This is a genomic window from Kitasatospora sp. NPDC092286, assembly GCF_044755565.1.
GTDB lineage: Bacteria > Actinomycetota > Actinomycetes > Streptomycetales > Streptomycetaceae > Kitasatospora.
Genome location: NZ_JBIVRD010000019.1, coordinates 49,314 through 73,598, shown reverse-complemented (window position 1 = coordinate 73,598; position 24,285 = coordinate 49,314). Strand labels below are relative to the sequence as shown.

Genomic DNA, 24,285 nt, shown 5'->3' with positions numbered 1-24,285 from the left:
GTTCCTCGGAGGGGGCGTGAGTTTGTGTGGGCCTGGAGGTTACTGCTGGTGCTGGGCGGTGAAGTCGATGAAGTCGGCCCAGGCGGTGGGGGAGAAGGTGAGCTGTGGGCCGGTCTGGTCCTTGGAGTCCCGGACGTGGATGATCACGGGAGTGACGGCGACCTCGACGCAGGCACCGCCCTCGCTTCCGCTGTGGCTGGACTTGAACCAGGTCGGTTCGGTGCTCATTGATCCTCCACCAACGTGTTGATGAACCGTGCCGACTCCTCCGGGGTGAGGGCCTGCCGAAGGATCATTTCATGTCGCTGGCTGAGCAGGTGGACCTTGTCGCGGTCAGAGTGAAGCAGCCCCATCGCCTGGCCCTCCTCGTACGCGAGCCGCTCGTGCTCGGGGGAATCCAGAAGGATGAACGGTCCCTCCAACCCGGGGTGTACGCCCTTCGAGGGAATGACCTGGACGGTCACGTTGCGTGGTTCCCCGGCGCTCAGGAGATGTCTCAGCTGTCGGATGTGTGCCTCCTCCGTGCTGAGAGGGCGACGCAGGACAGTCTCCTCGATCAGGAAGTTGAAGGCCTTGGTCTGCGTCTTCAGCACCAGTTGACGTTCCAACCGGGCGGCCACGCGAGCCTCGACCGTCTCGTCGTCCAGCGGAGGCCAGCGTGCGTTGATGATGGTCCTGGCGGTCTCCTCGGTTTGGAGCAGACCAGGAATCAGCTGGTTCTCGTACCAGTTGACGACCACCGCCTCGGCCTCGTACCGCATGTAGTCCTCGGCGAACGACGGGTACTTTTCCGGCTTCAGGTACTCCTCTCCCGCCGCCAGGATGCCCTTCGCTCCGCACATCTGGTCGGCGATGTCGAGCAGATGTCTCGACGGGCGTCTGCGGCCGGCCTCCATCGAGCGGAGGCTCTCGACGACGTACCCGGCCTCCTTGGCCAAGTCCTCGCGGCTGACTCCGGCGTGGGTGCGCCAGAGCTTGATCTGGTTGCCGCAGTACCGCCACGACATGGGAGGCGGCGTGGTGGAAGATTCGCTCATCGCTGACCCCCCGGGTCCTCGTACTGGCCTGGCACCCGAGGCTACTTCGGCGTCGGCCTGGAAGGGGTGCGGATTTGGCCGAAACCCCCTGTGCGGGTGATTTCCGAGCTCGTGCTGACACGAATCCGACGGTGTGGCAGAGGCTGAGGCAGGCGGGCTGGGGCGCGCCCGGCCTGTCCGAAGGCCGTTGCCCCTGGCTTGAGGTGACCGTCTGTGGGGCGGATGGCGACGGCCATCCGCCCGACAGAGGGGGCGAGTCCGTGCGGCTCCGGAGATTACTGCTGGTGCCGGGCGGTGAAGGCGACGAAGTCGGCCCAGGCGGCGGGGGAGAAGGCGAGTTGGGTGCCGGTCCGGTCCTTGGAGTCCCGGACGTGGATGGTCGCGGGGGTGACGGCGACCTCGACGCAGTCGCCGCCCTCGGTCCCGCTGTGGCTGGATTTGAACCAGGTCAGTTCGGTGGTCATTGTTCCTCCATCAACGTGTCGATGTGAACAGCCTTCCGCTTCAGGCGTTGTCGAACCCGGCGGCAGTATCGGCCGCCCTCCCCTCCCTACGGCTATCAGGAGGGCGCTCCGGTGGGGGACACGCCCGCCGCACCGTCCGGGCCCAGCAGGTGTGCCAGTCCGTCGGCCAGGCCGCCGCGCCAGCAGGCGTAGTCGTGGCCGCCGTTGAACTCGCGGTACTCCAGTGCGTAGCCGCGGGCGGTCAGCACGTCCCGCAGGTGGCGGTTCTGGGGGAGCAGCATCCACTCCTGGAGGCCGACCTCGACGTAGAACCGGGCCGGGCGGCGATCACCCGCCGCGAACTGGCGGGTCAGCCACTCGCTGCCCTCGTCGAACTCGGTGCCGTCCGGCCACCAGAAGGAGCCGGACTGGGAGAGCGCGTTGCCGAACCGTTCGGGGCGGCGGAAGGCGGCGAAGGCGGCGGTGAGGCCGCCCGCGCTCTGGCCGGCGATCACGGTGGCGTCCGGGGACGAGGTGGTTCCGTACAACTCGGCGGCCCACGGCAGCACCTGGTCGGCGAGGAGGTCCACGAAGTCCGGGTTGCAGCTCAGGTCGGCGGGGCGGCCGGGGCCCATGGTGTGGACCAGCAGGGCGACGGTCGGCGGGATGCGGCCGTCGGCGGTGAGGTTGTCGAAGGTGTCGCCGACGGACAGCACCTCGCCCCACATCTCGCCGTCCAGCAGCACGGTGACGGGGTAGGGCCCGTGGGCCGGGTCGTGTCCGGCCGGGAGGTGGACGTCCACCCGGCGGCCGGCCGCCTCGGCGGTGACCGTCCGCCCGCGCGGGACGCCGTCGCGCCGCTGAGCGTACGGCTGCGCGGGTGCGTCCGGCAGGCTGAGCACCGACGACGGGTGGCGGCCGTCCCGGGCGGGAAGCAGCGGACCCCGGGCGAGCGGGTCGGGCCGGGCGCCGTCGAGGACACGGAGCCAGTCGGCGCGCGTGGTGCCGGGGGTGGTGCCGCGGACCGGGTAGAACTGGTAGGAGGCCCGGTGGTCGGCGCGCAGCCGGTAGGTGAGCGCCCAGTGCCCTTCGGGCTGACGCGCCATCAGGTGCGGGGTGAGGTCGCCCGCGTGGCGGTCCTTGTCGGTGACGGTGTGGACCAGGGCGAGGACGCCGTCGGAGGGGGTGTCCGGGTCGTCGCGGTGGACGAAGGTGACGAGCCGGTACGCCGGGTCGTCCGGGTCGGGCCCGATCAGCGGGGAGCCCTCGGTGGCCAGCCGGGCGAGGAAGTCGCCACCGGGTGCGGTCGGTTCACTCTGCATGCGGTAACTCCAAAGGGGCTAGGCGGGGTTGCCCTTGCGGCCGAGCAGGACCCAGAGCAGGAACGGGCCGCCGAGGACGGTGGTGACGATGCCGACGGGGATCTCCACGCCGTCGATCAGTACCCGGCCGAGGGTGTCGGCGAGGACGATCAGGACGGCGCCGACCAGGGCCGAGCCGAGTACCGGGACGCGGGACGGCCCGGCGAGTCGCCCGGCGATCACGGGCGCGGCGAGGGCGACGAAGCCGACCGGTCCGCAGACGCCGACGGCGAGTCCGGCCAGCGCGACCGCCAGCAGCAGGCAGACCAGGCGCACCCGGCCCGGGTCGACGCCGAGCGAGGAGGCGACGTTGTCGTCGAAGCGCAGCACGGCGAGCCGGCGGGCGACGACCAGGGCGAGCGGTACCAGCACCGCGAGCCCGATCAGCACCGGTGTGGCCACCGCGTAGTCCCGGCCGTTGAGGCTGCCGGAGGTCCAGACGTACAGCGACCCGGCCGAGTTGAGCGAGCGGCGGGCCATCGCCACCTGGATGACGGCGGAGGCGAGCGCCGACATGGCGAGGCCGACGACCAGCACCCGGTAGCCGCGCGCGCCGAGCCCGCCGGAAACCAGGGTGACCACCAGGACGGCGACGAGCGCGCCGAGCGGGCCGGCCCACCAGGCGCCGAAGGTGCCGGAGGCGGTGACCGAGACGGAGATGAGCACGGCGGCGGTGGCGCCGTCGTTGACACCGAGCAGTTCGGGGGTGGCGAGGCGGTTGCGGGCGAGCGTCTGGGTGAGGCAGCCGGCCAGGCCGAGGGCGGCCCCGGCGGCGATGCCGGCGACGATCCGGCCGAGCCGGAACTTCTGCACCAGCAGGACGTCCAGCCGGTCGCCGTAGCCGAAGACGGCCTGGAAGGTGGGGCCGAGACCGAGTTCGCTCTGCCCGGCGTGCGCGGCGACGACCACGGCGGCGAGGAGGGCGGTGGCCAGACCGGCCGCGGCGAGCAGCGCCCGGCGGGGGAGCAGCAGTGAGAGCGCGCCGCGCCGCAGCACCAGGTCGGGCTTCTCGGTGGCGCTCTCCTCGCGTGCGGTGCCGGATTCGCCGGGCGCGGTGTCGGTCATGCCGAGCGCGGCCATCCGGCGGGAGCGCACGATGGCGATCAGCGTCGGTGCGCCGATCAGCGCGACGATCACCGAGACCGGGGCCTCGAACGGCCGGGCCACCACCCGCGCCAGGACGTCGGCGCCGGTCAGCACGGCCGCGCCGACCAGGCCCGCGAACAGGGTGAGCCGGCCGACCCGGGGCCCGGCGACGGCGCGGGCGAGGAACCCGGCGAGCAGGCCGAGGAAGGAGATCGGGCCGGCCAGGGCCACCGCGGAGGCGGTGAGCAGGGTGACGGCCACGGCGACGGCCGCGCGGGTCGCGTTGGGCCGGTGGCCGAGGCCGCGCGCGAGGTCGTCGCCGAGGGCGAGCGCGGCCAGCGGCCGGGTGGTGAGCAGGGCGACCAGGAAGCCGGCGCCGAGTACCGGGGCGAGCTGACGCAGCATCGTCCAGCCCTCCACGCCGGCCAGCGAGCCGAGCACCCAGACCCGGTACCGGTCGTACGCCTCGGGGGAGTTGACGATCAGGACGCCGGTGAGCCCGCCGAAGGTGGCGCCGACGGCGGAGCCGCCGAGCACCAGGCGCATCGGGGAGCCGCCGCCCCGGCCGCCCGCGATGAGCAGCACGACGGCGCTGGCGAGGACGGCGCCGCCGAAGGCGAAGGCCAGGTAGCCGTAGGAGGTCTGCACACCGAGGACGGCGATGCCGAGGACGACGCCGAGCGAGGCGCCCGCGTTGACGCCGAGCAGTCCGGTCTCGGCGAGCGGATTGCGGGTGACGGACTGGAGTTGGGCGCCGGCGACGCCGAGCGCGGCGCCGACCAGCAGCGCGGTGAGGGTGCGCGGGAGGCGCAGGTCGCCGACGACCAGGGCGAGACGGCTGTCGCTGCGGGCGCCGTGCCGGCCGAGCAGGTAGTCGAGCACCTGGCCGGGGCCGACCTCGCCCGCGCCGACCGAGAGCGAGAGCGCGGTCAGGGTGAGCAGGGCGACGACGACGGCCCCGGCCGCCGCGGCGGCGGGCCAATGGCGGTGGTCGCGGCCGGGCTTGGGGGCGGGGGCGTCGGGGCCGGTGCGGGCCGCGTCGGCGGTACCCACTTGCGACAATGTCATAAGGTAAGGCTAACCTAATGGATGTTCCGTCCCGGGGGTGCCCGGCGTCGACCGCCGACCTCACCCGGCTGTCGCCCCGAGGCCCCCGGGACACCTCTCAACTTCCGCACCACCGCTGCCCGGAGGCACCCATGCCGACTGCCCAGAGCCCGCTCCACCCCGCCCGCCGCCGGGCGGTCCAAGCGCTGGCCGCCACCGGGGCGGTCGCGCTCCTGCTCACCGGCTGCGGCTCGTCGGGCTCCTCCGACAAGGCCTCGGCCTCCTCGTCCGGCACCCCGGCGGCCGACGCCGCGGGCGGTTCGGGCGCCGCCGGCGGCAAGCGCACCGTCAAGGACGCCACCGGCACCGCCGTCGAGATCCCCGCCGACCCGCAGCGGATCGTCACCCTCACCCAGGAGGACCTGGACGCGGTGCTCGCCCTCGGCGTCAAGCCGGTCGGCATCACCAACGGCCAGGGCCTCAACGAGCCGCCCGCCTACCTCAAGGACAAGGTCCAGGGCATCACCGTGGTCGGCAACCTGCTCCAGCCCGTCATGGACAAGGTGATCGCCGCCAAGCCCGACCTGATCCTGGCCGGCGACATGCAGGACGAGCAGATGCTCAAGCAGCTGCGCCAGATCACCCCCGCCACGGTCGTCACCATGGCCCCCACCGACGACTGGAAGCTCTCCTTCCGCGGCATCGGCAACGCCGTCAACAAGCTGGACCAGGCCAACAAGGTCATCGCCGACTACGACGCCAAGGCCGCCAAGGCCGGCGGCGAACTGGGCGCCAACAAGGGGGCCGCGGTCTCCATCGTCCGCTGGAACCCCACCGGCCCCAGCTGGATGGAGAAGAAGCAGTTCGCCAGCGGCGTCGCCCTCGACATGGGCCTGACCCGCCCGAAGGCGCAGGACAAGGACGGCAACGCGCACACCCCGGCGCTCAGCCTGGAGAAGATCAACGAGATCGACGGCGACTGGCTGTTCCTCTCCACCCTCACCGACGACGGCAAGGCCGCGCTGAAGGACGTCCAGTCCAAGCCCGCCTACCAGGAGTTGGGCGCGGTGAAGAACAACCACACCGTCACCGTGGACGGTTCGGTCTGGTCCACCCGCGGCGGCCCGCTCGCCGCCGACGTCGTCATCGGCGACATCACCAAGGCGCTCACCGCCTCCTGAGCCGCCACCCGGCCCGACCGAAGGAACTGGCAGATGGAATTGGCGGTCCAGGGGCTCGCGGCCGGCTACGGCGCGGGGCGCCCGGTGCTCAGCGGCGTCGACCTCACCGTGCCCGCCGGGCAGGTGGTGGCCATCGTCGGCCCGAACGGGTGCGGCAAGTCCACCCTGCTGCGCTCGATCGCCCGGCTGCACCGGCCGGACGCCGGGCGGGTGCTGGTCGGCGGCGAGGACATCTGGCGGCTGCGCCCTCGGCAGGCCGCGCACCGGGTGGCGCTGCTCCCGCAGAGCCCGCAGGCGCCGGAGGCGGTCACCGTCGCCGGGCTGGTCCGCTACGGCCGCCACCCGCACCAGGGCCTGTTCCGGCAGTGGTCGGCGGACGACGAACGGCTGACCGCCGAGGCGCTCCGGGCCACCGGCGTCGAGGCGTTCGCCGACCGCCGGCTGGACCGCCTCTCCGGTGGCCAGCGGCAGCGCTGCTGGCTGGCCATGGTGCTGGCGCAGGACGCCCCGGTCGTCCTGCTGGACGAGCCCACCAGCGCGCTCGACCTCGGGCACGCGGTCGAAGTACTGGAACTGGTACGGCAGGTGGCGGCCGACGGGCGGACCGTCGTCATGGTGCTGCACGACCTCGCGGCGGCCGCCCGCTACGCCGACCTGGTGGTCGCCCTGCGCGACGGCGCCGTGGTCGCCTGCGGGCCGCCCCGCGAGGTGGTGGACGCGCCGCTGGTCCGGGCGCTGTACGACATCGACAGCGATGTGCTGCCCGCCCCCGGCGACGGCGCGCCGGTGATCGTCCCCCGCGCGGGGACACGGGCGGTCGCGGGCTGAGCGGAGCGCGGCGGGGCCCGGTCCGGTTTGCACCGGACCGGGCCGGTCGTGCGTACGACGGGTCTGGTGCTGGTAAGGGTCGTTGATCGAGTGATCGGTGTTCCTTCGATCCGCCGAGGAAGCCGTTCCCTGCGAGGATGCGTCTCGTGCCTTATTTCACCTCGTATGACGGAACCAGGTTGTTCTACTCGGTTGCCGGGAGCGGCCCAGTGCTGGTCTGCCTGGCGGGCGGACCGGGGGCGGACGTCCGCGATCTCGGCCATCTTGGAGGTCTGGATCGCCACCGCACTCTGGTACTGCTGGATGCCCGTGCCGCCGGGCGGTCCGAGGTCCCTGCGGACCGTGACAGTTGTGCCTTCACCGAGCAGGGCCGGGACGTGGAAGAACTGCGCCGACACCTGGGCATGGAGCGTGTGGACTTGCTCGCCCACTCTGCCGGCACCCTGACAGCTCAGGAGTTTGCGGCCCGCCATCCGGAGCGGTTGGGGAGGCTGGTACTGGTCACGCCTGCTGGCCTGGTCGCCCGGGAGGTGGACGAGGCTGAGGTGGCTGCCATTCGGGAGCGGCGTGCCGGCGAGCCGGGAAGTGCTGAGGCGCTGGCAGTTGGGGCGTTGCCGTGGAGCTATGGTGCCTGGTCGGAGGCGACGCGGAGGCACCACGAGGCCGAGGCCGACTATCCGCAGCCGCCTTCGTGGCTGCGCGAGACCTTCTATGTGAGCCCTGTCTCCGCAGCGGCTGCCGCAGCTGAAGTTGCCCGCCGTGCTGCTGTGCTCAGCCCGGTGCTGGTGGTTGCCGGTGCCGAGGACGGCGTGACGGGCACCGCGCCGACACGGCTCGTCGCGTCCTGCTACCCGGCGGCCCGGTTGGAGGTGCTGTCCGGGTGCGGGCACTGGCCCTGGGTCGACACGCCGGCGGAGTTCTGCGACCTGGTGGCCGGATTCCTGGGTAGCCGGCAGGACGTCGAGGCTGGCGGGCATACCGCTGAACAGGTGGTTGCCATTCCTGACGCCTGATCCGTCGACGAGGCGTCGGTTGCCATCGACTGTGGTTGCCGGGGGCGTAGTGCTTCCAGGGTCCTCCGGCTTCCGCAGCGATCCTCGGCATTTGGTCTTCAACAAGCCAACGTCCATTGAAGACTGCCGGGCAGGCCGCCGGAAGGGCCCCAGGGCCTTCAAAAACTCCTTCAGAAACCCGGGTGGTTCAACAAACCGCGACCACCGTTTTCTGACCGGATTCCGGGCGTGAGCAGGCCACTTGAAGGCGCCCAGTTCGAACTCCTGGTCGCTGAGCCTGCCGTCCACACCGAGACCCGCATCGGATACGCGCGGGTGTCCACCGGCGGACAGAAGCTCGACCGCCAGCTCGACGCCCTCAACGCGGCCGGCTGGTGTTCCACGTCTTCGCCGCCCTCGCCGAGTTCATCCGGGAGCTGATCGTCTCCGGCACTCGCGAGGGCCTGGCCGCCGCCCGCGCCCGCGGCGAGGTCGGCCGGGCCCGGGACCGCTCAGGCCGGGCGGGCGGCGCGCGGGCGCAGGAAGACCGCGATGAGGACCGCCGCCACGACCGTCACCGCGACGTCCACCCCGATCGCCAGGTGGAGTCCGTCGAGGACGGCCACCGGGTCCCGGGAGCTTCCGGTGCGGGCGACGGCGACGGCGCTGATCACCGGGATGCCGAGGGCGAAGGCGACCTGCTGGGTCATCGTGGTCAGACCGGTGGCCAGGCCCTGCTCGTGGTCCGGCAGCCCCGAGGTGGCCGTGACGGTGTAGGCGACGATGCCGTAGACGTGCCCGAAGAAGCCGATCGCGCTGCTGGCGATGACCAGGACGATGCCCGTGCGGTCGGTGCCGAGCAGGAGCAGGACGGCGTTGGACGCGCCTTGGACGACCAGCCCGGCGACCAGGCTGTTGCGGGCGCCGACCCGGCCGAGCAGACGCGGGCCGAGCACGCCGGCGAGCGCGGCGGTGACGCCCGGGACGCCGAAGACCAGGCCGGTGACGAGCGCGGAGTAGCCCAGGACGGTCTGCAGATAGATGGTCAGCAGGAAGACGATCGCCGTCTCCATGGCGAACACCACCAGCCCGCCCAGGTTGCCCCAGCCGACCGTGCGCTTGGTGAGCACCCGCAGCGAGGCGAGCGGCTCGGCGGCGCGGTTCTCGACGAGCGTGAAGACGACCAGCAGGACGGCGCCCACGGCCAGGCCGGTGAGGGCGGCGCTGTCGCCCCAGCCCGCGTGCCCGGCCCGGGTGATGCCGTAGACGAGGAAGAGCAGCCCGCCGGTGACGGTGACGGCGCCGGGGATGTCCAGCCGGCCGGTGGCGCGGTCGCGGTCGGCGGGGATCAGCGCCGGGGCCGCGACCAGCAGCACCACCGCGACCGGGGCGTTCACCAGGAAGGCCCAGCGCCAGGAGAGCAGGTCCGTCAGCACGCCGCCGAACAGGGCGCCCACCGCGAACCCGGCGGACATCAGCGCGCCGTTGAGGCCCAGCGCGCGCCGCCGCAGCGGGCCCTCGGGGAAGGACGTGGTCAGCAGCGAGAGGGCGGCGGGGGTCGCGATGGCGGTGGCCAGGCCCTGGAGCACCCGGCCGGTGAGCAGCACGGCGGAGTTCCCGGCCAGACCGCCCACCAGCGAGCCGGCCGCCAGCAGGGCGAGGCCGGTGACGAAGAGCCGACGGCGGCCGAGCAGGTCGGCGACGCGGCCGAACAGCAGGGTGAACCCGGCGGCCGGGAGGGCGAAGGCGGTGGCGACCCACTGGAGGGCGCCGAGCGAGAGGCCGACCCCCCGGCCGATGTCGGGCAGGGCGACGTTCAGAATGGAGAAGTCCACGGCGAGCATGAACTGGGCGCCCAGCAGCAGCGCCAGGATCAGGCGCCGGCGGGTGGGCAGCCGGTCCGGTGCGGACGGCTCCGCCGGGGTCGAGGAGGGGGCGGCGGTCTTGGAGGGGGCGGGCACGGGCTGCCTTTCGTCGCAGTCGTCGCAGTCGTCGCGGGGGGTGTCGATGGCGTCGTCGCCGGTATCGCGTTCGTCGCCGCGGCGGCCCGGGCCGGACCACCGCACGGAGCAGTCTCGAAGACCGCGACCGGGTTACCCAGACCTCGATATTTGGTACTACTGGCCGGGACAGGCTAAGAACCAGCCGGTCGAGGACACTGGACACCATGGATTCCCAGACCGCCCAGACCGAACTCGGTGAATTCCTCCGCTCCCGGCGCGCCCGGCTGCAACCGCAGGACGCGGGGCTGGTCGCCTACGGCACGCGGCGGCGGGTGCCGGGGCTGCGCCGGGAGGAGCTGGCGCAGCTCGCGGGGGTGAGCATCCAGTACTACACGCGGCTGGAGCAGGGGCAGAGCCGGAGCGCCTCCGAGGCCGTCCTGGAGGCGCTCGCCGACGCGCTGCGGCTGGACGAGGCCGAACGCGCGCACCTGCACGTGCTGGCGCGGCCGTCCGGGGCGGCGCGCCGCCGTTCCGCGCCGGAGCGGCTGGGCCCGGGCCTGCGGCAGTTGCTGGACGCGATACCGGACGTGCCGGCGCTCGTCCTGGGGCGGCGCACCGATGTGCTCGCGTGGAACCGGCTCGGGCACGCGCTGTTCGCCGGACATCTGGACCAGGCCGCCCCGGACCGGCCCGCCGACCGGCCGAACCTCGCCGCGATGGTGTTCCTCGACCCGCACACGCGGGAGCTGTTCGTGGACTGGGCGGACAAGACCCGGGAGGCGGTGGCGCATCTGCGGGTCGCCGCCGCGCGCTACCCCGACGACCCCAAACTGACCTCGCTGCTGGGTGAACTTGCCGTCCGCAGCCCGGAGTTCTCCACTCTGTGGGCGGCCCATCAGGTGCGTGAGTGCCCGTATCTGGAGCGCGAGTACCACCATCCGCTGGTGGGTCGGATGACGCTCTCGCAGCAGCCGTTGCAGCTGCCGAACGCCCCGCAGCAGCGGGTGATGGTCTACACGGCGGAGCCCGGTTCCCCGTCCGAGGCGGCGCTGCGGCTGCTGGCCTCGCTGGCGGGCGGGGCGGGCGGGGCGGCCGGGGCGGGCGCGGGGGCCGGGGCGGCTACGGCGCGCCCTCCGGTGCCCGACCGGCGCGCTTAAGGCCTGGCACGGTCGGGACCACCCAATAGATCACCCGTTCGAGTGGTTTGGGTCGGGCCGCCGACCAGGGCGGGCCCCCGGCAGACGTGTTGTCAGTGTGTCCCGTTACGTTCCTCCCATCACTGACCAGCTGGGAGGAGAGCGGACGTGGCATGGGTGGAAGCGGGATCGGGCGGCTATCAAGTCGCGCTCGACGCGGAGGGCAGGGTGGTGTGCCGCAACGCGGCCGGCCGCCAGTTGAAGTCGGTCCCGTCGAAGCTCGGTGACGACCCGGTGGTGACCGGCCTCAAGCAGCTCACCGAGTGGCTGGCCGCGCACCGGCGGCGCTGTCTGGAGGACGTCGAGCGCTGGATGGTGCGCTCGCTGCCCCTCCCCGCCGCCGTGATCACGGCCGTCTGGGCCGACGAGGCCTGGCAGGACGTGCTGCGCGACCTGGTGGTCACCGGCCCGGACGGCGCGGTCGCCGGCTTCCTGCGCGGCGCCGACGCCGAGCGCGGCCTCGGCCTGGTCGACCTGGACGGGGACACCGTGCGCCTCACCGACGGCGAGATCCGGATACCCCACCCCGTCCTCCTGGAGGACCTGGCCGAGCTGCGCGAGTTCGCCGTCGAACTCGGCGTCTCCCAGCAGGTCCAGCAGCTCTACCGGGAGGTCTGGCACCGCCCGGCCGCGCCCGGCACCGGGGCCACCGAGGTCACCGACTACGCCGGCGGCCGCTACAAGGAGCTGCGCGAGCTGCTCGGCCGCTGCACCCGGCTCGGCTACCGGGTGCGCGGCGGCCACGCCGTGCTGCCCGTCGTCGAGGCGGGCGTCGCCCTGGAGGCCCGGGTCTGGGTCGGCGACTACTACGAGTACGACGAGTGCGAGACCGGAGCACTCAGCTGGACGGGCCCGGACGGCAAGGTGCTGGCGCTCGCGGAGGTCGGACCGGTCGCCTGGTCCGAGGGAATGCGGATGGCCGCCGCGCTGCACGCCGGCCGCACGGTCGAAGGGGAGGAAGCCGCATGAGCACCACCGGACCGAACGAGAAGCTGCTGGACGCCGGAGCGGTGCTCCCGGCCGGCACCCTGCCCGGCGCCGGGCAGCCCGACAGCGTCGCGGACGTGCTCACCGCCCGCGCCTACACCCACCCGGTGCTCGGCGAGCGCCGGATCGTCCGGCTGGTGCCCGGCGCGCTCGGCCCGGCCGAGGACCTCGCGGTGGACTTCCTCGGGCTCAAGCCCACCGGGGAGCCCGCCGAGGTCGGCCAGGTCCGCCAGGAGGCACTCGGCTTCCCCGCCTGGGCACTGGTCCACGACCCGGCCAACGGCCACCACGCACTCGCCCTGGTCAAGGAGATGGAGCGGCTCGCCCGGCAGGCCAAGTCCAAGCCGGGCAACGCCAAGGACGGCTTCGAGGCGCTCGCCGTGCGCCTCGGCCGCACCGTGCCGCACTTCCTGCCCACCTACTGCGAGGAGGTCGGCCGGATCTTCCTCGCACAGGGCAACCAGACCTACGCCGGCACCTTCTTCGGCAAGGCCCGCGAGGCCGAGCGCACCCACGGCCTGGCGATCGACGAGGAGCGGCTGCGCGCCGTCTTCCTGGAGTTCGCGCTGGCCGGCGCGCTCACCGTCAAGGCGCTGCGCCAGTACGTCAAGGAGCTGAGCGTCCGGCTCGACCCGCTGACCGCCTGGCAGCGCTTCCGCCAGCTCTGCGCCGAGCGCTCGGCGGCCGGCATGGCACCCTATGCCGGGGTGGCCGAGGACGCCCGCGCCCTGATCCGCGCGGCTGGGCTCGACCGCGCCGAGCACGAGCAGGCGCTGCTCGCCGAGCTGCTCGCCTCACCCGCCGTCAACCGGGCGCCGGGCGCGTTCTGGAAGTCCTGGCACAGCGTCGTCGTCGAGCTCGGCCGGCGCGACGAGACCGTCCGCGCCCGCCTGCTGGAGCTCCTGCCCGACCCGGAGGGCTCCTCGGACCGGACCGCCCAGGACGCCGCCTGGCTCGCCGTCCTCGCCGAGAGCGGCGCCGAGCAACTGCTCACCGGGCCCCGGGCGGAGGAGGCCGCACCCGCCGCCTGGCTCCAGCGCTGGTGCGGCCACCTCGGCCGCAGCTGGCGCACCAGCGGTCCCAGCGCCGCCACGGTGGCCCTCGCCGGGCGGATGGCCGAGCGACTGCGCGCCGACGACGTCCCGGTGGACCTCTTCACCGGCATCCGGAACAGCAGCACCCTGCTCGACCTGCTCGACCTGCTGCTCGCCGAGGGAGTCCCGGTCGCCGACCCGGCCGACGACCACACCTTCGACCTCACCGACTGGGTCGGCGACGCCGGCCCCGACAGCGCCACCCTCGCCGCCGTCGCCGCCGACCCCCGGTTCCGGCCCGCCCTGCGCGCCGCCGTCCCCCGGGCCTGGGACGCCGCCGTCCGCAAGGGCCTGCCCGCACTCCCGGTGCTGCGCGAGCTGTTCGTCGAATGGTCCGACGAGCGCGCCGACACACTCCTCGCCGCCCGTGGCCTGGCCGGCGCCGCCGACCTCCTGCAGCAGCTGATCCTCAGCCGCACCGCCATCCGCCAGGAGAACCCGGCCGCCGCCGAACGGATCGCCGGCCTCGACGCCACCGGTCTGCTCGCCCGCGCCCTGCGCACCGGCATCCTCGACGAACTCGGCTGGCCCGCCCTGGAGGAGGCGCTCGGCCGGCTCGGCCTCCCGCAGCGCGAGGCGCCCGGCTCACCCGTCGACACGACGTTCCGCAAGGGCCTGATCATCGAGGAGGCGTGGCCCGCCCTGATCCTGGCCCGCAAGGACCAGGTCCTGGTGGTCGGCCCGCAGGGCATCCTGCTGGAACACACCCTGCGCATCCCCGACAAGCTGGAGCGCTGGCAGGAGCCCCGGCTTCGCTACGCCGACGGCGAGCTCCTGGTCGCCTGGTACCGCGAGGGCAAGCAGCACGCCTACTGGTCCGGCCGACCCACCGAGATCTTCGCGCTCGGCGGCGAGACCATCGTCCGCTACTACGGCAGCGGCGACACCCCCGGCGTCCCCTCGCTCGCGCTGCCCGGCGGCGGCCGGACGTCCGGCGAGCGCCCGCTGCACGCCGGGGACACCCGGGTACCCGCCGAGCACCGGGTGATCGGTGACGGCACCGGCCACTGGACGCTGCGCTCCGGCCGGAACGGATCCGCCTTCACCGAGTTCGACCCGGCCACCGGCACCCTCGGCCGCGCCGCCGAGCCGCCCCGGATCGCCGCCACCGCGGCCGCCGGCCGGCTCCAGCCCGGCTTCACCCGGCTGCTGCCGCTCCAGCCCGGCCTGGAGGCCACCCCGCTCGGCACCGACGGCACGGTGCTCGGCAGCTGGGCCCGCGTCGACGGGGCCCGGGTCACCACCGTCACCGCCGACGGGCAGACCCTCGTCCTGACCGGGCAGGGCAAGCACGCCCAGCGCTACCCGGTCGGCCGGCTCGGCCTCCCCGGCGCGGCCCACCCGATGATCACCGAGAGCCGCGGCGGCATCCTCGCCCTCGTCCTGCCCGACGCGGACGGGGCCGGGGACGCCGGTAGCGATCGCACCGCCGAGGTCAGCGCCTGCCGGGCCGGCGACCTGCACGCCGCCGGCACCGCCCTCGTCCCCCCGGTCGACCACTGGCACGCCCTGCGGCCCCGCGACGAGGACGGCTCCCGCGTCCTGCGCGCCGTCACCGCCGAACAGGCCGCCCGGCTGATCGACGCCGCCTGGCCGACGGACACCGAGCCCGTGGCCGAGGAGGAGCAGCGCTGGCTCACCGTCCAGGGCGTGCGGCGCCTGCTCGCCAACGGCAAGGCCCGCAACCGGGTACCCGTTCAGGCCGTCGGTGACGCCCTGCCCGGCATCGGCCACCCGCTGCTGCTGGCCGGCGTCGCCGGGCTCGCCCGGTTCGCCGCCAACCTGCTCGACCAGGCCGCCCGGTTCGTCCCGCAGCCCGAGGCCGAGGCCCGCCCCAAGGCCGGCACCGCCCGGCCGGGCACGGCCTACCGGCCCGAGCACGGCAGCGACCACGACCTGCGTGAAGCCGTCGGCATCCTGCTGCCCCACCTCGGCGGCCTCGGCCACTCCTGGGACGGCGGCGAGCAGTGGCGGGTCCTCAACAACCTGCGCACCGTCACCGCCGTCCTGGCCGACCCGCCGGCCGCCGGCCCCGAGGGCTGGTCCGACCCGCTGAAGGTGACACTGCACGGCGACGAAGACCACCACGGCTGGCTCCACCTGCTCGGCCGGCTCGACACCCTCGCGTTCGCCGCGGCCGCCCCGCTCACCGGGTCGGCGGAGCGGTCCACGCTCGCCCTGCTGCTCGGCGAGCTCACCGCGGGCCCGCTCGCCGACCGCGGCGCCACCCTGCGCGAGATCACCCTCACCGAGCCGCTCCACGACCACGCCCACCAGCTCACCCACGGGGACCAGCAGCACCACCGGCGCGCCGGGCAGGTGCTGCGGCACGGCGACCGCACCGTGATCATCCTCGGCTGCCGCCACCACCGCGACGGCCGGGTGTACTGGCTCGCCGTCGACCACGACCCGAGCGGCGCCTTCGGCCCGGTCGCCCACTTCACCACCGCCGAGGAGCGCACCACCGAGGAGACCCTCACCGCCGACTGGACGGCCGAGTTCACCGCGCTGCTCGCCCTGCACGGCGGCTTCGCCCGGGAGGCCGCCCCCGCCGCCGCGTTCGGCGAACTCACCGGCATCGGCAGCACCCGCGCCACGCTGCTGCTCAGCCCCACCGACACCCTGTTCCGGTGGTACGGCAACGCGCTGCCCGCCGACCGGCTCAAGGAGTACGGACTCAAGTCCACCGAGGCCAAGGCCGCCCGCGACTGGCTGCGCGACCGCGACCACGAGGCCCTGGCCGCCGTCTGGGCCGCCCTGCTGCCCGCCGACCCGAAGACCCTCTGGACCGAGGGCCCCGATGTCACCGCCGGTGCCGAGCAGTGGACGCAGCGGTTCGGACGGCTCGTCACCCTCCCCGAGGACGCCCAGGCCACCGTCAGCGGTGTCGGTGTCCAGCAGATCGAGGCGATGCTCAACCCCGACCGGACGGCCTGGCTCAGCGGCACCACCGGATTCCGGCTGGCCGCAGGCAAGGACGACGGCACCCAGCAGCTCCTCGCCGACGACCAGGCAGCGGCGCCGACCAAACACGACCTGCGCGGCGCCGTCGCCGCCCTGCGCTGGCTCGCCTACCACCTCCCGTACGACAGCCCGCTGCGCTCGCTGCTGCCCCGGGCCGCCGAGGCCCTGCGCGCGCGCCTCGCCGACCCGCACCTGCTGCTGGACAACGAGCTCGAGTACACCGTCAAGGGCGAGCGGCTGACCCCGGTCCTGCGCACCAGGTACGGTCTGCCGGCCGAGGGCGGCGCGGACGCCGACGGGCTGGTCCGCTGCGGCGAGGCCCTGGTTCTCGCCCCCGGCTACGGGGGCAAGGAACGGGCCTGGCTGCGCCCCGCCGGGCTCACCGGTGCCGACGACCCGCTGCTCGAACTGCTCGACGGGCTCTCCTACCCGCACGTGTTCAGCGCTCAGCGGCTCGCTCTGGAAGCCGTCCTGAGCGGCGAGCTGGAGCGGCTGGTGGCGGCCCCGGAGCCCCAGGAGTCACCGGAGTCCCAGGCCTCCCCGGCGGAGACCGGCTGGGCGCAGAACCCGCAGTTCAGCGTCCCCGGCCTGGTCGCCGAGGTGGTCGCCGCGCACGGCCTCGGCGAGGACGCCGCCGTGCTCTACCTCCAGTTGCTCGCCCTGCCCGACCCGACCGACCGCAACGTCGCCCGCTGGACGGGCTGGAAGCCCGCCCGGCTGAAGAAGGCCCGTGCCGAACTCGCCGCCACCAGCCTGGTGCTGGAGGCCAAGCGGGCCCGGGCCGGCCGCAGCCTGTTCCTGCCCGGCGGCTGGCAGGAGGCCAAGTCCCCCGGCCTGCCCGCCGAGACCTGGAAGGCCGGCCTGTACGAACTGCCCACCCACCACGCCGTCCTGCCGTACCTGCCGGTTCCCGAGCTGTTCGCCCGGGCCTGGCAGCGGATCGGCACGGGGGACGTCCCCGGCTACGAAGAGCTCCAGACCAGCAAGCGCAGGAAGGCCGCCCGCCGATGAGTACCACCGTGACCGACCCCGTCGCCGGCTCCCCGGCCGTCCCCGGGGCCGCCCCCGCCGCCCGGCAGATCGTTCCGCCGGAGGAGAAGTACGCGGCCGAACTGGAGTTCCTGGCCGCCCACGACGCCGGCCCGCGCCCGCCCGGCTGGCGGCTCACCCCGCGCGCCGTGGTCACCTTCGTGATGGGCAGCGACGGCCAGAAGCTCAAGGCCGGACGGAAGAGCCTGGCCATCGAGCAGAAGTTCGTCGGCGAGCGGGCACTCGTCGAGCGCTGTGTCGTCACCCTCGCCGGCGAGCGCGGCCTGCTGCTCGTCGGCGAGCCCGGCACCGCCAAGTCGATGCTCTCCGAGCTGCTCGCCGCCGCGGTCTGCGGCACCAGCGCGCTCACCGTCCAGGGCACCGCCGGTACCACCGAGGACCAGCTCAAGTACGGCTGGAACTACGCCCTGCTGCTCGCCAAGGGCCCCAGCCGGGACGCCCTGGTGCCCTCTCCGGTGCTCACCGCGATGACCACCGGAGCCGTCGCCCGGGTCGAGGAGGTCACCCGCTGCCTGCCCGAGGTGCAGGACGCCCTGGTCTCCCTGCTCTCCGAGCGCCGGATCGCCGTCCCCGAGCTGGCCGGCACCCCGGACGGGCAGCTGCACGCCGCGGCCGGATTCACCCTGATCGCCACCGCCAACCTGCGCGACAAGGGCGTCAGCGAGATGTCCGCCGCCCTCAAGCGCCGGTTCAACTTCGAGACGGTCGGCCCGATCGGCAGCCTCGCGGCCGAGGTCGAGCTGGTCCGTCGCCAGTCCACCGCCGCCGTCGCCCGGGCCGGCGCCGCCTACGCGGTGGACGACGCGGTCCTGGAGGCACTCGTCACCGCCTTCCGGGACCTGCGCACCGGCCGCTCCACCGAGGGCTGGGACGTCGAACGCCCGTCCACCGTGATGAGCACCGCCGAGGCCGTCTCGGTGGCCACCGCCCTCGGCGTCGGCGCCGCCTACCTCCCCGACACCGGGGACGTGCTCGGCCGGCTGCCCGGCCAGCTGATCGGCGTCGTCCGCAAGGACGACCCGGCCGACGCGGCCCGCCTGCTCGGCTACTGGGACGGCCCGGTCCGCCGCAGGGCCGAGCAGGGCGCCGCCACCTGGCGCACCCTCTGGGACCTGCGCTCGGCACTGGAGGCGTGAGGCGATGAGCAGCGCGGACATCCCCGACAGCCCCGACATCCCCGATGGCGCGGAGCCCCAGGACTCGCGAGACCCGCGAGACCCGCGCGAGGTCGTCGAGGCGGAGGCGGCCCGGCTGGCCGCCTCCGGCACCGGCGGGCCGGGGCCCTATCTGATCGGCGTGCGGCACCACGCGCCGTCGCTCAGTGCGGTGGTGCCCGCGCTGCTCGACGCCGTCCGGCCCGAGGCGGTGCTGGTCGAACTGCCCGCCGAGTTCCAGCCCTGGCTCGGCTGGCTGGCCGACGAGTCCACCCAGGCGCCCGTCGCCCTCGCCGCCGCCCCCGGCGGGCCCGAGGACGGCGCGGGCCCGGGGGAGGGCACCTCGGACCGTACCCCCGGGCTCGCCTTCTACCCGTTCGCGGACTTCTCGCCGGAGCTGGCGGCCCTGCGCTGGGCCCGTCGCAACGGTGTCGAGGCGATCGCCTGCGACCTGCCGCTCGCGCACCGGTCCGAGGGTCGGTCCGAGGGCCGGTCCGTGGGCCGTCCCGCCGGTCCGAGCCCCGACGGACCGGCCGCCGACACCGGTCCGGGCGTGGCCGACGCGCTGCGCCACCGGCTCACCGGGCGGGACGACGACGAGGACCTCTGGGACCGCCTGGTCGAGACCGCGGCCCCCGGCTCCACCCCGGAGGCCGTCCGGCGTGCCGCCCTGCTGGTCGGCTGGGCGATGCGCCGCGACGCCGAGCAGGGCGACGGCGTCGACCGGTACGACCTGCGGCGCGAGGCCTGGATGCGGGCGCGCATCCGGGCGGCCGCCGCGGACGGGCGCCGGGTGGCCGCCGTGGTCGGCGCCTTCCACGCGCCCGCGCTGCTCGACCCGTCGGCGGACACCGCCGGCGAGGCGTCCGGCGAGGCGTCCGGCGAGGCGTCCGACGGGGTGCCCGGGCCGGACGGCGGCCACGTCGTCTCGCTGATCCCCTACACCTACCCGCTGCTCGACGCCCGCTCCGGCTACCCGGCGGGCATCCGCGACCCCGAGTGGCAGCACACCGTCCTCGACGCGGGCGGGGACGCGGACCGGCTCGCCGACGCCCTCACCGGCACCGCCGTCCGGATCTGCGCCGCCCTGCGCACCCAGGACCACCCGTCGGGCCCGGCCGACGCCCGCGAGATCGTCCGGCTCGCCGGAGACCTCGCCCGGCTGCGCGGGCTCGCCGCCCCCGGCCGCGGCGAACTCGTCGAGGCCGTCCAGACCGTGCTCGCCCAGGGCGAACCCCTCGGCCGCGGCCGGGCCGTCGCCCGCGCGCTGGAACGCGTCCTGGTCGGCACCCGCACCGGGCGGCCCGCGCCCGCCGCCCCGCGCAGCGGCCTCGCCCCCGCAGTCGAGGTCCTGCTCGCCGACCTCGGCCTCCCCGGCCCCGCCGACTCCGGCGAGGCCGCCCCGCGCGAACTGCGCCTCGACCCGCTGCGCTCCCCCCTCGACCGCCGCCGAGAACTGCTCCTGCACCGCCTCGCCGCCTGCGGAGTCCCGTACGGCGAGCCGGTCGCCGGCACCGGCGCCGGCGGCACCGAGACCCTCGGCACCCGCTGGCAGGTCCGGTGGACCCCGGCCGTCGCCGCGATGCTGACGGTGGCGGGCACCCGCGGCGTCACCCCGGCCCAGGCCGCCGAGGGAGCCCTGCGCGAGCGGCTCCGCCGTGAGCGGCAGGCGGACGGCCCGACGGCCCGCGAGGTCGTCCAGGGCCTCGCCGACGCCGCCGCCTGCGGCCTGCCCGCGCTGGCCGACACCCGGCTCGCCCAGCTCACCGCCGTCCTCCCGGAGAGCGGGACGCTGCCCGAACTCCTCGACGGCCTCGCCCTCCTCGACCGCCTCACCGCCGGTCACATCCCGGGCCTCGCCGCCCCGGCGCCGCCGGGCGACGCGCAGGCGGCCGGGCCCGCCGAGGGCGCGCCGGGGACGGGCGCGGACCCGGGACCGCTCGCCGCCCCGGGCGTTCGTCCTGAGCCGGGTGCGCCCGCTTCACCCGTTTCGCCCGACGGTTCGGCGGGTGCCGGTGACCGCGCCGCCGCGCTGGCCGCCGCCGGCGGGCTGCTGACCGTCGCCGCCGTACGCCAGCTGGAAGGGCTGGGCGGCTCCGACGACCCCGCCGACGCGCGGGCCCTGGTGGAGCTGGCCCGTCGGGCCGACCAGTCCGGCGGCCTGCGACTCGGTCATGCGCTGGCCGAACTCGCCGTCGGGGGGAGCCCGTTGGTGCGGGGTGCGGCCGGTTCGGTGCGGGTGCTGCTCGGACAGGAACGGCCCACCGCCTTCGGCGACCGCGTCGCCTCCTGGGTGGACGGTGCCACCGAACCGGCCGCCCGGCACGTGCTCGGGCGGGCGCTGGTCGGGCTGCTCACCGCGGCGGAGGGGCTGTTCGCCTCCGCGCCCGAGGTGCTGGAACCGGTGCTGGAGCGCGTCACCAGCCTGCCCGACAGCGGGTTCCTGGACCGGCTGCCCGCCCTGCGGGGCGGCTTCGACACCCTCAGTCCGGCCGCCCGCGACCGGCTGCTGACCCTGGTCGAGGAGCGGCTCGGCACCCGGCTCCAGGCCCTGCCCGACACCGTCGCGCCCGCGCTGCTGGCCCGTTGGGCCCGCGCCGACCTGGCCGCCCGCACCGCCCTGGGCCGACGCGGCCTGTTTCCTCCGGCCGTCCCCGGGCCCTCCCCGGCGGCGGCCGGACCTGCCACACCGCCCCGGGCGGCGGGTCAGGCCACCTCGGGCCCGGCCGCGTCCGGCCACGACATCGCCGCCGACCCCGCCACCCATGCCCTCGCGCCCGCCGAGCGCTGGCGGCTGCTGCTCGGACGGCCCGGGAGCGGCGGCCTCGGCGGGCGGTCGGCCCGCCTCGCCACCGCACTCGACGAGCTGTACGGCACCGGCCGGGGCGAGGGTTCCGGCCCCGGGCTGGACGGGCGTGGCGGCGCCGGTGGCAGCCGGGGCGGCCGCGAGGCCCCGTACCCCGGGGTCCGGGAGTGGTCCGAGGAACTGGCCACGCTGTTCGGGCCCGGCATCCGCGAGGAGGTGCTCGCCGCGGCCGTCGCGCACGGCCGGACCGACGCGCTGGACGCGATCGACCCGGCCGCCGTCCGCCCGTCCGTCGATCTGCTCCGCACCGTCCTGGAGCACGCCGGGGGCCTGCCGGAGGCCCGGATCGCGAGGCTGCGCCCGCTGGTGCGGCGCCTGGTCGACGAGCTGACCCGGGAGCTGGCGACCAGGCTGCGGCCCGCCCTGACCGGGATCAGCGTGCCGCGCCCGAGCCGCCGGCCGGGCGGCGGCCTGGACCTGGACCGGACGATCCGGGCCAACCTCGCCACCGCCCGTCCGGCCCGGCCGGGCGTACCGGGCGGCGGCACGGTGATCGTCCCCGAGCGGCCGGTGTTCCGGACCAGGGCCCGCAAGGCAGCCGACTGGCGGCTGATCCTGGTCGTGGACGTCTCCGGGTCGATGGAGTCGTCCACGGTCTGGGCGGCGCTGACGGCCTCGATCCTGGCCGGGGTGCCGTCGCTGAGCACCCACTTCGTGGCCTTCTCCACCGAGATCGTCGACCTCACCGAGCGGGTCGAGGATCCGCTGAGTCTGCTCCTGGAGGTCCGGATCGGCGGGGGGACCAGCATCGCGACCGGGCTGAAGTACGCACGGGAGCTGGTGACGGTGCCGTCCCGCACACTCGTCGCGGTGATCAGCGACTTCGAGGAGGGCGGCCCGATCGGCGGGCTGCTCGCCCAGACCAGGGCCCTCGTCGACTCCGGCTGCCAGCTGCTCGGCTGCGCCGCGCTGGACGACACGGGGACGGCCCGCTATTCGAAGGCGGTCGCGAGCCAACTCGTCGCGGCCGGAATGCCCGTGGCGGCGCTCAGCCCGCTGGAACTGGCCCGCTGGGTGGGGGAGAAGGTCCGATGACGGAGCAGCAGAGCACGACGGAGCAGCAGGGCGTCACGGAACGGCAGGCCTGGCCCGCCGTACGGCCGGAGGTGGTCGCCGAGGTGGTGGCCGGGCTGTCGGCCCGCCTGCAGAAGCGGTTGGACGGCGCGGCGGAGAAGCTGGCCGACCGGCCGGTGGAGCACTCCGGTGACGAGTGGCGGATCGCGGTGGACGAGGAGACGTCACTCGTCCTGCACGCGCCGGGAGGGGTGGTCGCCGACGCGGCCGACGTCCGCTGCGGCTGTCTGCTGGCACCCGCCTGTGTCCACCGCGCGGCGGCGGTCACGGTCTGCCGCCTGGCCGACCCCTCGACCGACCCCTTGACCGAGACCGGTTCGGGGGAGACCGGTCCGGGCCCGGCCGAGGGGCCGGAGCGCGCGCCCGGGGAAGCCGCCGGAGACGCCCCGGGCCCGGAGGCCCCCCTCACCGCGCCCGAGCGGGCCGCCGTCCGCCACCTCCACCGGGCGGCGGCCGCCGTGCTGGCGGCCGGGGTGAGCGGGGCGGGCGCCGTCCTGCAGGCGGAGCTGCTGCGGGCCGCCCACCGGGCCCGGATCGCCGGGCTGTACCGGCCGGCCGCCGCCGCGGTGGCCGTGGTGACGCGGGTCCGCGCGGCCCGCTCGGGCGAGCCGGACCACCGGCTCGCCGACCTGGTCGCGGGCCTGCGCGAGGTGCTGGAGCTCACCGCCGCCCTGGCGGCCGGGGCGGGCCGGGTCGACGAACTGCGCGGCACCGCCCGCCAGGTGTACGGCGAGGTGGGCGGCCTGCGGCTGTACGGGCTGTTCGTCGAGCCGGTGCTGACGGCCACCCACGCGGGTGTGCTCAGCTGGGCGGTGGACGCGACCGGTCGGCTGAGCACCCTCGCGGAGATCATGCCGCACGACGACGCGACGACGGCCGCCCCGCACGCCGTCGGGGCCGGGAACCGGGCGGTGCGGCTGGGGGACGCCTCGCTCGGCCACCGGGAGTTCAGCCGCGCCGGGCTGGCGGTCCAGGGGGCGACCAGGTCGGCCGCCGGACGGCTGGGCGCGGGCGCCTCCGTCCGGGCGGTCCGCGCGGCGGGGGCGGCGTGGACGGAGGCGCCGTCGGCCGCGCTCTGGGCCGAGCCGCCGGCCGCGCAGGTGGAGCGGGCCCTGTCGGCGGCGGCGCTGCCGTACGAGAGCCGGCCGGCCGGGAGCGACCTGCTGTTCCTGGACGTGACGCTGCTGGGCGCCGCCCCGTACGGACCGGGCGGCGGGGCGCAGTTGCTCGCCGACTGCGACGGGCTGGTGATCGCCCTGCGCGCGGCACACGACCACCCGGGCCTGGCCTACCGGGGCAATCTGGCCCTGCTGGCCACGGCCCCGGGCCTGCGCCTGCGGGTGATCGGACGGCTGGAGCGCGCGGCCCGTCCGGAGCTGCGGCTGCTGGCGATCGGCGTGCCGCCCGGCGAGCCGGGGCCGCAGTCGCCCGTGCTGGCCCTGCCCGCCGACCGGGCGGGCCGGGTCAACCTCGGCCTGGAGCGGATGCAGACCGCCGACCTCACCCCGGCAGCCCCGCCTGCCGCCGTCCCGCCTGCCACGGCTGCCACGGTCGCCGCCCCGGAGGACCCGGCCCCGGACGCCCCCGTGCACCTGCTCACCCGCCGGGTCGAGCAGGCCGTCACCGGCGGGCGGCTCGGGCTGGCGTTCGGCGCGGGGTCGGCGGGCACCGACCAGGCACAGCTGCGGTCGGCGGGCCTGGCCACGGGGGCGGCCCTGCTGGGCGGGCTGCGCGCGGCGGCGGGGGACCAGCCCCGGGATGTCTTCGGCCGGGTCGTGGCGGATGACCACGACGCGTTCACCGGTGCCTGGCTGGCGGCGGCCTGTTACGGCGAGGAGCTGGCCTCGGCGCTCTGCGCGGGCGCCTGGGTCCCGGACCAGGGCCGGCACGAGGGGGCCGAGGCCGAGGCGCCGGCAAAAGTATTTGCAAAAGCAGGTAATTCGCGCTAAATGGCATACTTGGCGGACAGGAAGCGTTCAGAG

15 protein-coding genes are annotated in these 24,285 nt (G+C 75.2%); 9 read left to right on the top strand and 6 right to left on the bottom strand.

The genetic code is table 11. The annotated features are described in order from the left end of the window. Window positions 1-39: 39 nt before the first annotated feature. The 5 genes from ACIQIB_RS20670 to fhuB form a co-directional block, all read right to left on the bottom strand. On the bottom strand, window positions 40-228 hold the full coding sequence (locus tag ACIQIB_RS20670; RefSeq protein ID WP_400759556.1) for a DUF397 domain-containing protein: 189 nt from the start codon (window positions 226-228) through the stop codon (window positions 40-42). Continuing rightward, complete coding sequence (locus ACIQIB_RS20665) at window positions 225-1,007, bottom strand: Scr1 family TA system antitoxin-like transcriptional regulator (RefSeq protein WP_400759554.1); 783 nt, start codon at window positions 1,005-1,007, stop codon at window positions 225-227. The genes ACIQIB_RS20670 and ACIQIB_RS20665 overlap by 4 nt, the downstream gene beginning before the upstream one ends. A gap of 305 nt (window positions 1,008-1,312) precedes the next feature. Continuing rightward, window positions 1,313-1,501 carry a DUF397 domain-containing protein gene (locus tag ACIQIB_RS20660; RefSeq protein ID WP_400759553.1) on the bottom strand — a complete coding sequence of 63 codons (189 nt, stop codon included), beginning with the start codon at window positions 1,499-1,501 and terminating at the stop codon, window positions 1,313-1,315. Window positions 1,502-1,596: 95 nt separating this feature from the next. Continuing rightward, the gene (fes, locus tag ACIQIB_RS20655; protein ID WP_400759551.1) at window positions 1,597-2,802 is read right to left on the bottom strand and encodes an enterochelin esterase; all 1,206 of its coding nucleotides are present in this window, start codon (window positions 2,800-2,802) and stop codon (window positions 1,597-1,599) included. An 18-nt stretch (window positions 2,803-2,820) separates the two neighbouring features. After that, the gene (fhuB, locus tag ACIQIB_RS20650) at window positions 2,821-4,995 is read right to left on the bottom strand and encodes a Fe(3+)-hydroxamate ABC transporter permease FhuB (RefSeq protein ID WP_400649886.1); all 2,175 of its coding nucleotides are present in this window, start codon (window positions 4,993-4,995) and stop codon (window positions 2,821-2,823) included. Window positions 4,996-5,126: 131 nt separating this feature from the next. Here fhuB and ACIQIB_RS20645 point away from each other — a divergent pair, with 131 nt between their 5' ends. The 3 genes from ACIQIB_RS20645 (at window position 5,127) to ACIQIB_RS20635 (ending at window position 7,996) form a co-directional block, all read left to right on the top strand. Next, window positions 5,127-6,155 carry an ABC transporter substrate-binding protein gene (locus ACIQIB_RS20645; protein ID WP_400649883.1) on the top strand — a complete coding sequence of 343 codons (1,029 nt, stop codon included), beginning with the start codon at window positions 5,127-5,129 and terminating at the stop codon, window positions 6,153-6,155. A 33-nt stretch (window positions 6,156-6,188) separates the two neighbouring features. Continuing rightward, window positions 6,189-6,983 (top strand): ABC transporter ATP-binding protein, encoded by a 795-nt coding sequence (locus tag ACIQIB_RS20640; RefSeq protein WP_363604507.1) that lies wholly within the window; start codon window positions 6,189-6,191, stop codon window positions 6,981-6,983. A gap of 146 nt (window positions 6,984-7,129) precedes the next feature. Further along, complete coding sequence (locus ACIQIB_RS20635) at window positions 7,130-7,996, top strand: alpha/beta hydrolase (protein WP_363604509.1); 867 nt, start codon at window positions 7,130-7,132, stop codon at window positions 7,994-7,996. A 491-nt stretch (window positions 7,997-8,487) separates the two neighbouring features. Here ACIQIB_RS20635 and ACIQIB_RS20630 read toward each other — a convergent pair whose 3' ends face one another. Continuing rightward, on the bottom strand, window positions 8,488-9,936 hold the full coding sequence (locus tag ACIQIB_RS20630) for an MFS transporter (RefSeq protein WP_400759656.1): 1,449 nt from the start codon (window positions 9,934-9,936) through the stop codon (window positions 8,488-8,490). A gap of 206 nt (window positions 9,937-10,142) precedes the next feature. Here ACIQIB_RS20630 and ACIQIB_RS20625 point away from each other — a divergent pair, with 206 nt between their 5' ends. The 6 genes from ACIQIB_RS20625 (at window position 10,143) to ACIQIB_RS20600 (ending at window position 24,252) form a co-directional block, all read left to right on the top strand. Beyond that, window positions 10,143-11,075: a helix-turn-helix transcriptional regulator gene (locus ACIQIB_RS20625; RefSeq protein ID WP_400759549.1), complete on the top strand. Its 933-nt coding sequence runs from the start codon at window positions 10,143-10,145 to the stop codon at window positions 11,073-11,075. Between the two features lie 147 nt (window positions 11,076-11,222). Continuing rightward, window positions 11,223-12,083 (top strand): DUF4132 domain-containing protein, encoded by an 861-nt coding sequence (locus ACIQIB_RS20620; RefSeq protein ID WP_400759547.1) that lies wholly within the window; start codon window positions 11,223-11,225, stop codon window positions 12,081-12,083. Then, window positions 12,080-17,170, top strand: coding sequence for a hypothetical protein (locus ACIQIB_RS20615; RefSeq protein ID WP_400759544.1), 5,091 nt, complete (start codon window positions 12,080-12,082; stop codon window positions 17,168-17,170). Before ACIQIB_RS20620 ends, ACIQIB_RS20615 begins: the two co-directional genes overlap by 4 nt. After that, a complete protein-coding gene (locus tag ACIQIB_RS20610) occupies window positions 17,167-18,345 on the top strand; it encodes an AAA family ATPase (protein WP_363604515.1) in 1,179 nt (392 codons plus the stop codon). Before ACIQIB_RS20615 ends, ACIQIB_RS20610 begins: the two co-directional genes overlap by 4 nt. 4 nt (window positions 18,346-18,349) lie before the next feature. Beyond that, window positions 18,350-22,264 carry a DUF5682 family protein gene (locus ACIQIB_RS20605; RefSeq protein WP_400759542.1) on the top strand — a complete coding sequence of 1,305 codons (3,915 nt, stop codon included), beginning with the start codon at window positions 18,350-18,352 and terminating at the stop codon, window positions 22,262-22,264. Continuing rightward, complete coding sequence (locus ACIQIB_RS20600) at window positions 22,261-24,252, top strand: hypothetical protein (protein WP_400759540.1); 1,992 nt, start codon at window positions 22,261-22,263, stop codon at window positions 24,250-24,252. The genes ACIQIB_RS20605 and ACIQIB_RS20600 overlap by 4 nt, the downstream gene beginning before the upstream one ends. The last annotated feature ends 33 nt before the right edge of the window (window positions 24,253-24,285 follow it).